Source organism: Bosea sp. F3-2 (assembly GCF_008253865.1).
In the GTDB taxonomy this organism is placed as follows: domain Bacteria; phylum Pseudomonadota; class Alphaproteobacteria; order Rhizobiales; family Beijerinckiaceae; genus Allobosea.
In genome coordinates, this window is sequence record NZ_CP042331.1 from 5,702,018 (window position 1) to 5,715,308 (window position 13,291).

The 13,291-nt window shown below is 66.1% G+C and carries 14 protein-coding genes; 8 read left to right on the top strand and 6 right to left on the bottom strand.

Annotation, left to right across the window (positions count from 1 at the left end; all coding sequences use genetic code 11):
• The first annotated feature begins 248 nt into the window (after positions 1-248).
• The 3 genes from FQV39_RS26460 to flbD all read left to right on the top strand — a co-directional run bounded on the left by FQV39_RS26460 (position 249) and on the right by flbD (position 2,712).
• A complete protein-coding gene (locus tag FQV39_RS26460) occupies positions 249-839 on the top strand; it encodes a FliH/SctL family protein (RefSeq protein WP_149133006.1) in 591 nt (196 codons plus the stop codon).
• 11 nt (positions 840-850) lie between these two features.
• Complete coding sequence (gene fliN / locus FQV39_RS26465; RefSeq protein WP_149133007.1) at positions 851-1,201, top strand: flagellar motor switch protein FliN; 351 nt, start codon at positions 851-853, stop codon at positions 1,199-1,201.
• Between the two features lie 146 nt (positions 1,202-1,347).
• Positions 1,348-2,712: a sigma-54-dependent transcriptional regulator FlbD gene (flbD, locus tag FQV39_RS26470; protein ID WP_149133008.1), complete on the top strand. Its 1,365-nt coding sequence runs from the start codon at positions 1,348-1,350 to the stop codon at positions 2,710-2,712.
• Positions 2,713-2,727: 15 nt separating this feature from the next.
• Here flbD and FQV39_RS26475 read toward each other — a convergent pair whose 3' ends face one another.
• On the bottom strand, positions 2,728-3,042 hold the full coding sequence (locus FQV39_RS26475) for a hypothetical protein (protein WP_187640070.1): 315 nt from the start codon (positions 3,040-3,042) through the stop codon (positions 2,728-2,730).
• Positions 3,043-3,179: 137 nt separating this feature from the next.
• Positions 3,180-4,628 carry an MFS transporter gene (locus FQV39_RS26480; protein ID WP_149133010.1) on the bottom strand — a complete coding sequence of 483 codons (1,449 nt, stop codon included), beginning with the start codon at positions 4,626-4,628 and terminating at the stop codon, positions 3,180-3,182.
• A gap of 348 nt (positions 4,629-4,976) precedes the next feature.
• Between FQV39_RS26480 and flhA the strand changes: the two genes are divergently transcribed.
• Together flhA and FQV39_RS26490 are read left to right on the top strand one after the other, a co-directional pair.
• Entirely contained in the window at positions 4,977-7,049 is a 2,073-nt protein-coding gene (gene flhA, locus FQV39_RS26485) for a flagellar biosynthesis protein FlhA (RefSeq protein WP_472840663.1), read from the top strand.
• 195 nt (positions 7,050-7,244) lie between these two features.
• On the top strand, positions 7,245-8,165 hold the full coding sequence (locus FQV39_RS26490; protein WP_149133012.1) for a DMT family transporter: 921 nt from the start codon (positions 7,245-7,247) through the stop codon (positions 8,163-8,165).
• A 1-nt stretch (position 8,166) separates the two neighbouring features.
• Here the strand turns inward: FQV39_RS26490 and FQV39_RS26495 are convergent, their stop codons facing one another.
• Together FQV39_RS26495 and copM are read right to left on the bottom strand one after the other, a co-directional pair.
• Positions 8,167-9,204 carry a lysylphosphatidylglycerol synthase transmembrane domain-containing protein gene (locus FQV39_RS26495; RefSeq protein ID WP_149133013.1) on the bottom strand — a complete coding sequence of 346 codons (1,038 nt, stop codon included), beginning with the start codon at positions 9,202-9,204 and terminating at the stop codon, positions 8,167-8,169.
• A 142-nt stretch (positions 9,205-9,346) separates the two neighbouring features.
• Positions 9,347-9,721: a CopM family metallochaperone gene (gene copM / locus FQV39_RS26500; protein ID WP_149133014.1), complete on the bottom strand. Its 375-nt coding sequence runs from the start codon at positions 9,719-9,721 to the stop codon at positions 9,347-9,349.
• Between the two features lie 531 nt (positions 9,722-10,252).
• Between copM and FQV39_RS34265 the strand changes: the two genes are divergently transcribed.
• The gene (locus tag FQV39_RS34265; protein ID WP_349238565.1) at positions 10,253-10,705 is read left to right on the top strand and encodes a hypothetical protein; all 453 of its coding nucleotides are present in this window, start codon (positions 10,253-10,255) and stop codon (positions 10,703-10,705) included.
• The gene (locus FQV39_RS34270; RefSeq protein WP_349238566.1) at positions 10,705-10,911 is read left to right on the top strand and encodes an N-acetyltransferase; all 207 of its coding nucleotides are present in this window, start codon (positions 10,705-10,707) and stop codon (positions 10,909-10,911) included. The genes FQV39_RS34265 and FQV39_RS34270 overlap by 1 nt, the downstream gene beginning before the upstream one ends.
• Before the next feature lie 168 nt (positions 10,912-11,079).
• Here the strand turns inward: FQV39_RS34270 and fliJ are convergent, their stop codons facing one another.
• The gene (fliJ, locus tag FQV39_RS26510) at positions 11,080-11,484 is read right to left on the bottom strand and encodes a flagellar export protein FliJ (RefSeq protein WP_149133015.1); all 405 of its coding nucleotides are present in this window, start codon (positions 11,482-11,484) and stop codon (positions 11,080-11,082) included.
• A gap of 227 nt (positions 11,485-11,711) precedes the next feature.
• On the opposite strand from fliJ, the gene FQV39_RS26515 reads away from it, so the two are divergent.
• Positions 11,712-12,917 (top strand): MFS transporter, encoded by a 1,206-nt coding sequence (locus FQV39_RS26515; RefSeq protein ID WP_149133016.1) that lies wholly within the window; start codon positions 11,712-11,714, stop codon positions 12,915-12,917.
• Between the two features lie 6 nt (positions 12,918-12,923).
• Here FQV39_RS26515 and FQV39_RS26520 read toward each other — a convergent pair whose 3' ends face one another.
• Complete coding sequence (locus FQV39_RS26520; RefSeq protein ID WP_149133017.1) at positions 12,924-13,277, bottom strand: DUF1304 domain-containing protein; 354 nt, start codon at positions 13,275-13,277, stop codon at positions 12,924-12,926.
• Between the last annotated feature and the right edge of the window lie 14 nt (positions 13,278-13,291).

Here is a 13,291-nt window from a genome sequence, read left to right on the forward strand (position 1 = left end):
GGAGGTGGATTTGATGAGGTCAAACCGGCGAAGATGGGAGGAGCATTGCGCCGCCGATACGTCGGTATCGGCAAGCGATGCGACGCTGCAGCTCCGCCGTTTTCACCTCACCCGCAGGGCGCGGCGCTTTTGCGCGACTGCTGTGTCGTTCTTCGTAGCAAACCGAAGGGTTTGCGTCCTCGAACTCCTTGCATTCGCGCAAAAGCGCCAGCGTCAAATCCACCCCCTGGTTCACAGCAGCCTCTAAGATGGTTTCCACCACGAAGTTCATGTTCGGGACGGATTTTCGCGAAGGCGGCCGCAAAGCCGCCGGCGAGGCCGATCTCGCGGCGGCACGGGCGGAAGGATTCCGTGCCGGGCAGGAGCAGGCGCATCGAGAGGCGCAAAGTCAGCTTGCCGGGCTGACCGGGCAGCTCGCCCGCTCCGCCGAGCGGCTCTTCGCGCAGGAGGCGGCGCGGACCGCCGCGATCGAGGAACATGCGGCGCATGTCGCGCTCGTGACGGCGAAGGCTTTGGCGGGCGCTGCCCTGGCGGAGAAGCCGATGGCGGCGCTGGCGGGAGCGATCCGCGAAGCCTTAAGCCATGCCCGGACGGCGCCGCATCTCGTCTTGCGCGTCAACGAGGCCGTGGTCGAGCAGGCGGAGGAACTGATCCGCAAGCTCGCGGCCGAGCATGGCTTTGCGGGAAAGCTGATCGTGCTCGGGCAGGCGGACATCGTGCCCGGCGATGGGCGCATCGAATGGGCCGAGGGCGGTTTCGTCCTCGACAGCCAGCAGCTTTCGGCCCTGGTCGAACAGGCGGTCGCCCGCGTGTTCGGCCATGGCCAGGCGGAACCATGAAAGTCTGAGCCATGAGCCAGCAGAACGACCTCAACCTGCCGCCGCTGAATCAAGCCGACTTGTCCTTCGACCAGAACCAGAACTCGGTCGCACATTCCGGCCCGGTCCCGGTCAAGACGGCGGAGGATCTCGAGCAGGTCTTCGACGTGCCGGTCACGGTCTCGGCCGTGCTCGGTTCCTCGAAGGTTGCGGTGGGCGACCTGCTCCAGATCGTGCCCGGCGCGGTGTTGGAGCTCGACCGGCGCGTCGGCGAGGCGATCGACATCTTCGTCAACGAGCGGCTGGTGGCTCGCGGCGAGGTCGTCGTCGTCGAGGACCGGCTCGGCGTGACCATGACCGAAATCATCAAGGCGGACCGGTGAGAACCGGCCCCGCCATCGTGACGCTAGATCGCCGTGCGTCCGAACGGACGCATAGTGGCGATCTACCTCTTTGTCTTAGCATCGGATTCCTCCGAAAAGTGGAATCCATTTTTTGGTCCGATGCTCTAAACAGAAGGACCTGAGCCATGCGCCTCATCATCGCCGGCGGTCTCAAGGGACAGATCATCGCCGCGGCCAAGATCGCGATGTCGCACGGAGCGGCCGTGACCCATACCGATGGGCTCGATCAGACGCTCGCGGTGCTGCGCTCGAAGGGCGCCGATCTGCTGATGATCGATGTCGCGCAGCCGATCGCGGCCTATGTCGCGGCGTTGGAGGCGGAACGCATCCGCACGCCGATCGTCGCCTGCGGCACCTCGACGGATGCACGCGCGGCCGTGGCAGCGATCCAGGCCGGCGCCAAGGAATATGTGCCGCTGCCGCCGGATCCGGAGCTGATCGCGGCAGTGCTGGAGGCAGTCGCTGCCGACCAGTCCAGCCTGATCTGGCGCGACCCGGCGATGGAACGCGTCGTGCAGCTCGCCTCGCAAATCGCGCGCTCGGAGGCGCCTGTCCTCGTTACCGGAGAGAGCGGCACCGGCAAGGAGGTGATCGCCCGTCATCTCCATCAGAAGTCGGCGCGCAAGGACCGGCCCTTCGTCGCAGTGAACTGCGCCGCCATTCCTGACAACCTGCTCGAATCCGAGCTGTTCGGTCATGAGAAGGGCGCCTTCACCGGCGCCATCGCCCGGCGCATCGGCAAGTTCGAGGAAGCCAATGGCGGCACGCTGCTGCTCGACGAGATCTCGGAGATGGATGTGCGCCTGCAGGCGAAGCTCCTGCGTGCCCTGCAGGAGCGGATGATCGACCGTGTCGGCGGCGCCCAGCCGGTCAAGGTCGACATCCGCATCATCGCGACGTCGAACCGCAATCTGGCGGACGCGGTGCGCGAGGGCTCCTTCCGTGAGGATTTGTTCTACCGTCTCAACGTCGTGCATCTGCGCCTGCCGGCGCTGCGCGAGCGGCCAGCCGACATCCTGGTGCTGGCCGAGCATTTCGCCAAGAAATATGCCGATCTGAACGGGTTGCCGATGCGGCCGATCGCAGCCGACGTGCGCAAGCTGCTGCTCGGCAACGCCTGGCGCGGCAATGTCCGCGAGCTGGAGAACACGATGCACCGGGCGGTGCTGCTGGCGAGCGGTCCGGAGATCGCGTCTACGGCCGTGCTGACGCCGGAAGGCGAGGCGCTGTCTTCGTCCCCTGCGCGCGACCCCGCCGCGCGCGCCGCGCAGACCGCGGAGGCCATGACCCGATCGCTGGTGGGGAACACCGTCGCCGATGTCGAGCGGGAGCTCATCCTCGATACGCTCGACCACTGCCTCGGCAACCGCACGCACGCGGCCAAGATCCTCGGAATCTCGATCCGCACGCTGCGCAACAAGCTGAGCGAATACACCGCCGCCGGCATCACCGTGGCGGAGCCGGGTCAGACACGCATCAGCGTGGCCTGACCCGGAAATTGCAGCTCAATAATAGTAACGTCGGCGGTAGTAATAGCGCGGGCGGTAGTAGTATCGTGGACGGTAATAATACCGCGGGCGATAGTAGCGCCGACGATAATAATAGCGCGGGCGACGATAGTAGTAGTACTGGCTGAATTCGGCGTCGGTCTTGTCCAGCGCCTCCTTCATGTCGGCCGGAACGGCTTCATCGCCCCTTGCGGGCTCGGCTTCCGGCTTCAGGGCCGGCTTCGGCTGGGCCGCTTCGGCGGCGGCGATGCCGCCCATGCCGGCAGCGGCGAAGCCTCCGACCAGCGTCATCAGGAATGAGCGTCTGTCCACGACGACCTCCAGGCTGTTGTCTCCATATCGTCCGTGCATTCTTAGAGCCTGAATGCCGGCAGGAAGTAATGCGTTTGAAGGATGCTTTGTTCCCCGACGCGCGGTTTTCTTCCTTATGGTTAGGGCCAAGGCTGCGCTCAATCCACGGCGTTCAGCGGGCGGGCAACGCTCTCGAGCGGCCGGCGTTCGGCGCGGATCGCGAAACGGCCCGCAATGAAGGCCGCCGCCAGCATCAGCGCGGCGCCGAGCAGATAGCCGCCGAACACGCTGCCGCGCGAACCGGTGTCGATCAGGATGCCGAAGAGCCAGGGACCGGCGACGCCGCCCACGCCGGTGCCGATCGCGTAGAACGCGGCGATGGCGAGCGCGCGCATCTCGACCGGGAAGGTTTCCGAGACCGTGAGATAGGCCGAGCTCGCGGCGGCGGAGGCGAAGAAGAAGACGATGCTCCAGCACAAGGTGAGCTGCGAGGCGGTGAGCCAGTCCTTCCAGAAGAGATAGCCGGTTCCGGTCAGCAGCAGGCCCGACAGAGCGTAGGTCGCCGCGATCATCACGCGCCGGCCGATCGTGTCGAAGAGCCGCCCGATCAGCAGGGGGCCAAGGAAGTTGCCGACCGCGAAGGGCAGGATGAACCAGCCGATCTGCTGCGAGGGCACGCCGTAGAAATCGGTCAGGATCAGCGCATAGGTGAAGAAGATGGCGTTGTAGAAGAAGGCTTGCGACAGCATCAGCGAAAGGCCGACAAGTGCGCGCTCGCGATGAACCACGAAGAGCGCGCGGAAGACCTCGCCGAGCGGGGTCGCGGGCCGCGGGCGCAATCGGGTCCGTGTCAGCACCTCGCTTGTCGGCGCGATGAAGCCGGCGCGGCGCTCGATATCGGCGACGATGGCGGTGGCGCGCTCCGGATGGCCGTGGCTGATCAGCCAGCGCGGGCTCTCCGGAATCCATTGCCGCAGGATCAGGATGACGAGGCCCAGCAGGGCGCCGATGAAGAAGGCGAGGCGCCAGCCATATTCCGGATCGATCCGGGCTGGATCGAGCAGGACGATGGCGCCGAGCGCGCCGAGCGCCGCGCCGACCCAGAACGAGCCGTTGATGACGAGATCGGTCCAGCCGCGTACGCGGGCCGGGACGAGTTCCTGAATGGTGGAGTTGATCGCGGTGTATTCGCCGCCGATGCCCATGCCGGTCAGGAAACGGAAGACGATGAAGCTCGCGACGTTCCAGGAGAAGGCGGTCGCTGCCGTCGCGGTGAGGTAGACGAGAACCGTGATGGTGAAGAGCTTCTTCCGGCCGAGCCGGTCGGTGAGCCAGCCGAAGAAGACGGCACCGAGCACCGCACCGGCGATATAGGCTGCGCCGGCGAGACCGATCTCGGTGTTGGTGAATTTGAGGACCGGACTTTCCTTCAATGCGCCGGAAACGGAGCCGGCGAGCGTGACCTCGAGGCCGTCGAGAATCCAGGTGATGCCGAGCGCGACGACGACGAGCGTGTGGAAGCGCGACCAGGGCAGGCGGTCGAGGCGGGCGGGGACGTCGGTCTCGACGACGGGACGCTCTGCTCCCAGTGGTTGGGCGTGCTGCACGGGTTATCCCCGACGATAAACGGCGCTCTTGCGGCGCTTTGAGGCGGGCGAGCGCCGGCCGGGACGAGCGGCTGCGCGCGAATGATGCATGCGACCCCCGGTCGAGCCGGCGCGCTGCGTCGAAACGCAAACGATCGATGCCCGTGAAGGTTCCGGTGATGCATTCAGGCACAGGCCCTCGCAGGCTGGCTTAACCAATCATTCACCATGAACCCGGCAAGAATTGCCGGGTTGCGCTCCGCTTCGGAGCGCTGGCCCGCCATGGGCGGGCACGAGGCGGCGGAGCGGTCGATGACCGATGTGACGGCGGGGCAGGGGAGAGGGTTCAGCCTTCCCGATCGCGGCGCGATGGGAAAGCTGTTCAACCGGCCGGACCTGTTCCTCGCCGTGGGCGTCATGGGCATCCTGGTGGTGCTCATCTTCCCGATGCCGGCGCTGCTGCTCGACCTGATGCTGGCGCTCTCGATCATCCTGTCGGTGCTGGTGCTGATGACCGCGCTCTTCATCGAGGAGCCGCTGGAGTTCTCGGCCTTCCCGACCGTGCTGCTGATCGTCACCATGTTCCGTCTGGCGCTGAACCTCGCCTCGACACGTCTCATCCTCGCGCATGGGCACGAGGGCACGGCGGCGGCGGGCCATGTCATCGAGGCCTTCGCCGGCTTCGTGATGAGCGGCAATTTCGTGATCGGGGTGATCGTCTTCACCATCCTGATCATCGTGAACTTTGTCGTCATCACCAAGGGTTCCGGCCGCATCGCCGAGGTGGCGGCGCGCTTCACCCTCGACGCCATGCCGGGCAAGCAGATGGCGATCGACGCCGATCTTTCGGCCGGCCTGATCGACCAGGAGACCGCCAAGGTCCGCCGCAAGGCGCTGGAGGATGAATCTTCCTTCTTCGGCTCGATGGACGGCGCCTCGAAATTCGTGCGCGGCGATGCCATCGCCGCCCTGCTGATCACCTTCATCAATGTGCTCGGCGGCATCATCATCGGCGTGGCGCAGCAGGGGCTGAGCTTTGGCGATGCGGCGCATAACTACACCCAGCTCACCGTCGGCGACGGTCTCGTCAGCCAGATCCCGGCGCTGATCGTCTCGACGGCCGCGGGCCTGCTCGTCTCGAAGGCCGGCGTGCGTGGCGCTGCCGACAAGGCGCTCGGCAAGCAGCTTTCCGGCTATCCCAAGGCGCTCGGCATGTCGGCGGCGGTGATGCTGCTGATCGCTCTCCTGCCCGGCATTCCGATGCTGCCCTTCCTACTGCTGGCGGGTGGCGCCGGTTTTCTGGCCCGCCATTTCGGCCGGGCAGCCAAGGCGCGCGAGGCCGAGCAGGCGCTCGCCGGCACGGCGCAGCCCGGCGCGGCGCTGGCGGCCGACGGCTCGCCCCGCGAGGAGACGCTGAACGACCTGCTCAAGATGGACGAGCTGAAGATCGAGATCGGCTACGGGCTCTTGCCGCTGGTCAATGCCACGGGCGGACAGGACCGGCTGACCGATCAGGTGCGGGCGCTGCGCCGCCAGCTCGCCGCCGAGCTCGGCTTCGTCATGCCGGCGGTTCGCATCGTCGACAACGTCCAGCTCGAGGCAAACCACTACTACATCAAGATCAAGGAGATCGATGCCGGTCATGGCATCGTCTATGCCGGTCTGTACATGGCGATGGATCCGATGGGTGGCTCGGTGAACCTGCCCGGCCACAACGTCCTGGAGCCGACCTTCGGCCTGCCGGCGACCTGGATCGACGGCGCCCTGCAGGACGAGGCCCAGCTGCGCGGCTACACAGTGGTCGATGCCGCGACCGTGATCTCGACGCATCTGACGGAAGTGCTGAAGTCGAACATGCCGGAGCTGCTCTCGCATGGCGAGGTGCAGAAGCTGCTGCGCGAGCTGCCGAAGGACCATGCCGATCTCGTCAAGGAGATCGTGCCGAACCAGATCTCGACCACCGGCATCCAGCGCGTGCTGCAACTGCTGCTCTCCGAGCGCATCTCGATCCGCGATCTGCCGACCATCATCGAGGGCATTGCCGAAGTCTCGGCCAGCGTCCGGAACCCCCGCGACATCGCCGAGCATGTCCGCGCCCGGCTGGCGCGCCAGATCTGCGCGCAGTTCTCGAACCAGCATGGCGTCCTGCCGATCATCACGCTGTCGCCGGCCTGGGAAGGCGTCTTCGCCGAGTCCATCATCGGCCAGGGCGAGGACCGGCACCTTGCCATGCAGCCCTCGCGGTTGCAGGAATTCGTGCATCACGTCCGCGACAAGTTCGAGGATGCGGCGCGCATCGGCGAGATGCCGGCGCTCGTCACTTCGGCCATGGCGCGGCCCTTCGCGCGCCAGATCATCGAGCGCTTCCGGCGCGAGACGCCGGTGCTGTCGCAGGCCGAGATCCATCCGCGCGTGCGTCTCAAGACGGTCGGCAGCGTCTGACGGCCTATCGAACCTCACCGTCATTGCGAGCGCAGCGAAGCAATCCAGGGGGACTGGGTTGAACGTCTCACCCAGTCCCCCTGGATTGCTTCGTCGCTTTGCTCCTCGCAATGACGGTCGCGCCTCCCGTTTCCACGGGGCTCCGATGCCTGCGGTGCAATGGTCAGCGCTGTGAGCTGCGGCTAAGCGGAGGCCATGTCGCGCAACGCTGCCCTTTTTGCCGTGATGTGCCTCGTCTGGGGGCTGACCTGGCTGCCGGTCAAGGTCGGTGCATCGCATGTGCCGCCGGTCTTCCTGGCAGCGGCGCGCTTCACCATCGCCGGTTTCCTGATGCTGGTCTGGGCCGGGCGCGACGTGCCGAAGGTGCCGCGCGATGCCTGGCCGCGGCTGATCGGCACGGCGCTCCTGCTCAACACCGGCAACTACACCCTGCTGTTCTGGGGCACGGCGCATGCGCCGAGCGGGCTCGCGGCCATCGTCAATTTCGCGACGATTCCGATCTATACCCTGCTGGCTACCCGAGCCTTCGAGGGCGAGCGCATCGACGGACACAAGCTCGCAGCGATCGGGCTCGGTACGGCCGGCCTTGGCTTCCTGTTCGCGACGCGCGCTCTTGGCGGGCTTTCATCGGCGCAAGGCGATCCGCTCGAGGCGTGGGCGCTTGCGGCCGTGGCGGCCGGAACCTTGCTCTACTGCGTCGGTGCGGTGCTGGCGCGCCCGATCGCGGGATCGATGCCGACGCTGACGCTCGCCGGCTGGCAGACGCTGATCGGCGGCATCGGCCTCACGGCTGTTTCGCTCGCCGTCGAGCCGGTCGGTTACGACGATCTGGCGAGGCTGGTGCTGTGGCCGGTTCTGCCCGCCGTCGTTTTCCTGGTCATCGGCGGCTCGCTGATGGGCTTCACCATCTATATGCGGCTGCTGCGCGACTGGGGCGCGTTCAGGGCCGGGCTCTACGCCTTCATCAGCCCGGCGATCGCCGTCGCGGTCGGCGTCCTGGCGCTGCACGAGCCGTTCGGCTGGTCGGAGGCGACCGGCGCGCTGCTGATGTTCGGAGCTGCCGCGATCGCGCTCAAGCGTCCTTCGCCCAAGCCCGCCAGGGCCGTGACGGCCTGACTCAGGGCGGCGGGGCGATACGGGTAGTGCGCTTGAGCTGCGCCCGCTCGAAAGCCAGCACGATCGGCAGCGAGAACACCAGCGGCAGGATGAGATAGAACAGCCGCCAGATCAGCAGCGCGGCGAAGACCGCCGGGGCCGGCACGCCCGGCATGACGGCAAGGAAAACCGCCTCCATCACGCCGACGCCACCTGGGACCTGGCTGAGAAGGCCGGCCGAGAAGGACAGCAGGAAGGCGCCGAGCACGATCAGGAAGCCCGGATTGCCCTGTTCCGGCAGCGCGAAGTAGATGATGCCCGCTGCGCCTGCCAGTTCGAGCGGGGCGGCGAGATACTGCCTGACGACGATGCGCAGCCGTGGATAGATGATCTCGAACTTGCCGATCTTCAGCGGCTTGAAGCGCAGCCAGGAGCCGATCGTATAGAGCGCGACGAAGGCGAGCATGCCGACGCCGATCAAGCGCGCCGTTTTGTCGCCGATCGCAAACCAGCGCGACATGCGTTCCAGCGGGCGCAGGATCTGCGGCTCGTAGATCAGGACAAGGCCCATCAGGAAGATGGTGCCGAAGGCGAAGGTGAACGAGCAGAGCGCGACGAGCACGGCGACTTCGCCGGCCGTCAGGCCCTTCGCCGTATAGGCCCGGTAGCGCACCATGCCGCCCGAGAAGACCGAGGCGCCGATATTGTGCGAGAGCGCGTAGGTCACGAAGGAGCAGAGCGAGATATAGAACCAGGAGATACCCTTCTCCTTGCCGAGATGGATCAGCGCGATCCGGTCGTACCAGGCGAGGGCGGCATAGGCGACGAGCGTCGCGAGTGCGGCGTGGAAGAAGGCCTCCGGCGGGATGACCGCGATCTTGTGGCCGATCCGCTGGGCGATGATCTTGATGCTCTGCCAGAGGTTGGCGTTGGCGAGCAGGGCCTCGATCGCGGCGTCGGAGCCGGCCTCGGCCTTGAGCTTGCCCCAGAGCAGTTCGACCGACCAGACCACCGCGACGAGCCCGATGATCGGCCAGAGGTAGTCGAGATAACGTTTCATACAGGCCGCGGGGCTGGGAATTGGTGACGGGTGGCGGGCGGCCCACGTCGTCACCGCTGCGGCGCGAACCTGTCATTCTCTGTGCCAGCGTGCGGGGGCGAGGGCAAGCGCCCGAAGGCGCCTGCCCCGCCGCCGGGCCGGGTTATTTGCCGTTCTTCTTCAGCCAGTCCTGCATCATCGCCACTTCCTTCTCCTGGTCGCGGATGACGCTTTCGGCGAGTTTGCGGATCTCCGGGTCCTTGCCGTGAGCCAGAACGACGCGCGCCATGTCGATTGCGCCCTGATGGTGCGGGATCATGCCGCGGACGAAATCGGTATCGGCATCGCCGGAATAGGGGATGCCCATGTCCTTGTGCATCTTCATGTTGGCCTCCTTGAAGGCCTTGGTCGAGGCACTGTCGGCGCCCATCGAGGCTGCCGGGGCGCCGTGCTGGCCGTGATGCTGCTGTGCATGTGCGGCGCTGCCGAGCGTGCCGGCTGCGAGAATGGCTGCCAGTGCGATGGCGGTACGGTTCATCTGTCTTGTCCTTGATCGATGGAAAACGCGGATCGCGCCGGAAAGCCGCGTCATGATCCGCCGGGGATTCTGGGTCACGCTGGCGACAATGTTCGCGGCGGAGGTTCGGCGGGCTCCGTCGAGCGGCCCTGAACCAGCATGACAACGGGCGGAAGCGCTCTCGACCAGGAGATCTGTTCCAGAATCACGGGAGCCACCGGAGCTTCGGCGATCAGGCCGCAGCCGACGACGCAGCAGGGCGGCTTGGCGGAAGCCGGATGCCCGACCGGGCTCGTCGGGTGACAGGGAGTGGCGGCCTCGGCCCGTTCTGTTGCGGAAGTCGGTGCTGGTTCTGCCCGATGAGCATGCGCGGGCATGGGCACTCGGATCATCGTCGCCGCGAGAGTGACATGCGGCACCACCGCGAAGCACATCACCAGCAGCGCGAACGGCCAGCCGGTAGGACGGTCGCATCGCGGCCCCCTCGATCCAACCATGGTGTCACGCCGGGCATGCATCATCACGCAATGCTCTTTCGAACCCGATCATGTCATGATCGCGGCGACGATCCTTCTTTCGAGCCGCGACCTGCCTTCCATGCCTGAGAGCCTCATCATCACCCTGACCGGAACGACCGACCTGCCGCCCGGCAAGATCGCGACGATCGTGACATCGCTGGAGATGTTCGAACGCCCGCCGGAGCGGGCCGATCCGCCGGGAACAGAGGGCTTCTCGCTTGACCCGATCGCGCGCGGTGACATCGAGCGCTATCTGCGCATCTATCGCCAGCTCGGTGAACGCTGGATGTGGTTCAGCCGCCTGACCAAACCGCGTGCCGAACTCGAAGCGATCTTCTCGGATCCGGCAATCGCGGTCTATGCGGCCCGCTTCGACGGACAGGATGTCGGCCTGCTCGAACTGGACTTCCGCGTGCCGGGGGAGGGGGAGCTCACCTTCTTCGGGCTCGATGAGCCCGTGGTCGGGAAGGGGCTGGCCGCTGGCTGATGAACCGGGCGCTGGAACTGGCCTGGGCCAGGCCGATCTCGCGCTTCTGGGTGCATACCTGCACGCTCGATCACCCGGCCGCGCTCGCATTCTATCAGCGCTCGGGCTTCACGGTGTTCAAGCGCGGGGTCGAGGTCGATGACGACCCACGCCTGACAGGCAAGCTGCGCCGCGACGCCGTTGCGCACCATCCCGTCATCGCATGAGAAAAGGGCGGCGTCCGGAAGACGCCGCCCTTTTTCACTGAAGCTCTTGGAAACTCTAGAGTATTTCCGCGTTTCTCCGAATCGCGAAAATGCTCTAGGTCTTTGTTTTATCGCATTTTCTTCACGCGAACCGGTGTCCACTTCGCTCGAAAATGCTCTTGAAGCGGATCAGGCGCGCGAGCGCAGCCCGATCGCGTCCATCGTCGCCTGATCGCGTGCGGCTTCGGCGGCGCGCTCGGTGGCGCGTTCGCGATCGTCGAGGATCTCGACCTTCTTCATGTCCTCGAAGGCTTCCTGCAACTCGGCCTTGGCTTCCTCGAGCTGGCCCTTCAGATTGTCGGCCGACTGGCGCAGGTTGTCGCGGCGACCCAGAGCCGCCTTGGCATAGGTCGGGTAGGCGAAATGGGACGAGTCGGTGATGCCGGCGCGGGCTTCCTCGGCCTGGATCTCCCGATCGAGATCGTTCGCCATCCTGTGGAAGTCGGCGATCATCATTTCGATCTGGCTCACCCGGCGACGTTTCTCGTCGACCTGGAAGCGCTTCAGCCGCAGAAGGGTCTCTCGCGACTTCATGTCGTTTTCAACTCCTGATTACGCATTGGCCCTTACCGACCCCTCGGCGCGGGCCTGAACTCCGCGAGACGTGGCGCAGCATGGCGCAAGGAGGTTGACCTTTCCTTACCGAAACGGGCTGCTTTTTCTGCATGCTCAAGCCGCGTCGCGGCTCCTGCCGCAGCCTGTCGCGATGATCTAGTGACTGCGAGAGTGGCCGTCCGGCCCTTGCCCGCGGATATTCTGTCTTGGCTGCCTTTCCTCGTTTCGGCGGGCACATCCCCCTGCTCTCCGGCCTCGCCCTCACGCGCATCATCGGCTGGGGCTCGACCTTCTATTCGCCTTCGGTGCTGGTCAGCGCGCTCGACCGTGAGCTCGGCCTCAATGCCGAGATCGTCTTCGGCGGCATCACCATTTTGCTGATCACCGGCGCACTGGTCGCCCCGGCGATCGGCCGCCAGCTCGACCGCGAAGGCACGCGCCGCTCGATGTGCATCGGCGCGATCATCTGCGCTCTCGGGCTCGCCGTTCTCGCCACCGCACAGGGGCCAGTCAGCTATCTCGCGAGCTGGTTCGTGATCGGGCTGGGGCATGCAATGTCGCTCGCCAATGTCGGGAACGTCACGATCGCGCAATTGATGGGCGAGCGGACGCGGCGCGTCATCGGACTGATGATGCTGGTGACGGGCCTTGCCTCCAGCGTATTCTGGCCACTGACCGCCCTGCTGACGGGCGCTTTCGGCTGGCGCATCACCGTGCTCGTCTTCGCGGCCATGCAGATCGTGATCGTGCTGCCGATCTATGCCGCGGTGCCGCGTTTCCAGCCTGTGCAACCGTCGGCGAAAGTGACCGGAGCTCCCTCGGCCGGCGAGGAGGGGCGTGTTCCATCCTCTTCCCGCAAGGCGGCGTTCTGGCTTGTCGCGCTTGCCTTCTCGGCGAGCGGCCTGGTGTCCTGGGGCCTGCCGCTGCACCTGATCACGCTGTTCCAGGAGGCGGGGCTGACACAGGCGGAAGCCGTCTGGATCGCAACGCTGAGCGGGCCGGCGACGATCGCCGCGCGCGCCATCGATGCCACTGTCGGAGAGCGCCTGCCGGCGGAGAAGACTGCGCTGTTCGGCCTGCTGCTGGGGCCAACACTATGTCTGGTGCTGCCCTTCGTCCCGATGACGATCGGCGCGGCAGCGGGCTTCGTTATGCTGTTCAGCGCGGCGCTCGGCGTGATTTCGGTGGCGCGGGCGACGCTGCCGCTCGCCCTGTTCGGCCGCAACGGCTTCGCCGCGATGCTCGGCAAGCTCACCGTGCCCCAGAACATGGCCTTTGCCGCCGCGCCGCTGCTCTTCGCGGTGATGGTCGAGCGGCTCGGGGCCGACCTGACGCTGGTCGTTTCCGCTGCGATTCAAGCGGTCGGGTTCGCAGCGATGTTCGCCCTGGTGCGGATGATGGCACGGGCCTGAAGCGTTTCAGATGCCCGCCAGCAGGGAGGCGATGGCGAGAGCCGCCGGCAGAGCCTGGATGTAGAGGATCTTGCGACTTGCGGTGGCCGCGCCGAAGAGGCCGGCGACGAGGACGCAGGCCAGGAAGAACAGCTTGATCGCGAATCCCGCGGCGCCGAGCCAGAGCCCCCAGGCCAGGCCGGCGACGAGGAAGCCGTTATAGAGCCCCTGATTGGCCGCCAGCACCTTCGAGCGCGCAGCGAATTCAGGCGTCAGCCCGAAGGCCTTGTGGCCGCGCGGCGTATCCCACAGCCACATCTCCAGAATGACGATGTAGGTGTGGATGAGGGCAACGAGGCCGATCAGAACCGAGCCGATCATCGAAGGGGGCATCC

Bases quoted from the DNA above. Each gene is read 5' to 3' on its own strand.
- FQV39_RS26460 (WP_149133006.1), top strand. From the start codon at position 249: ATGGTTTCCACCACGAAGTTCATGTTCGGGACGGATTTTCGCGAAGGC.
- fliN (WP_149133007.1), top strand. From the start codon at position 851: ATGAGCCAGCAGAACGACCTCAACCTGCCGCCGCTGAATCAAGCCGAC.
- flbD (WP_149133008.1), top strand. From the start codon at position 1,348: ATGCGCCTCATCATCGCCGGCGGTCTCAAGGGACAGATCATCGCCGCG.
- flhA (WP_472840663.1), top strand. From the start codon at position 4,977: ATGGGAAAGCTGTTCAACCGGCCGGACCTGTTCCTCGCCGTGGGCGTC.
- FQV39_RS26490 (WP_149133012.1), top strand. From the start codon at position 7,245: ATGTCGCGCAACGCTGCCCTTTTTGCCGTGATGTGCCTCGTCTGGGGG.
- FQV39_RS26495 (WP_149133013.1), bottom strand. From the start codon at position 9,204: ATGAAACGTTATCTCGACTACCTCTGGCCGATCATCGGGCTCGTCGCG.
- copM (WP_149133014.1), bottom strand. From the start codon at position 9,721: ATGAACCGTACCGCCATCGCACTGGCAGCCATTCTCGCAGCCGGCACG.
- FQV39_RS34265 (WP_349238565.1), top strand. From the start codon at position 10,253: ATGATCGCGGCGACGATCCTTCTTTCGAGCCGCGACCTGCCTTCCATG.
- FQV39_RS34270 (WP_349238566.1), top strand. From the start codon at position 10,705: ATGAACCGGGCGCTGGAACTGGCCTGGGCCAGGCCGATCTCGCGCTTC.
- fliJ (WP_149133015.1), bottom strand. From the start codon at position 11,484: ATGAAGTCGCGAGAGACCCTTCTGCGGCTGAAGCGCTTCCAGGTCGAC.
- FQV39_RS26520 (WP_149133017.1), bottom strand. From the start codon at position 13,277: ATGATCGGCTCGGTTCTGATCGGCCTCGTTGCCCTCATCCACACCTAC.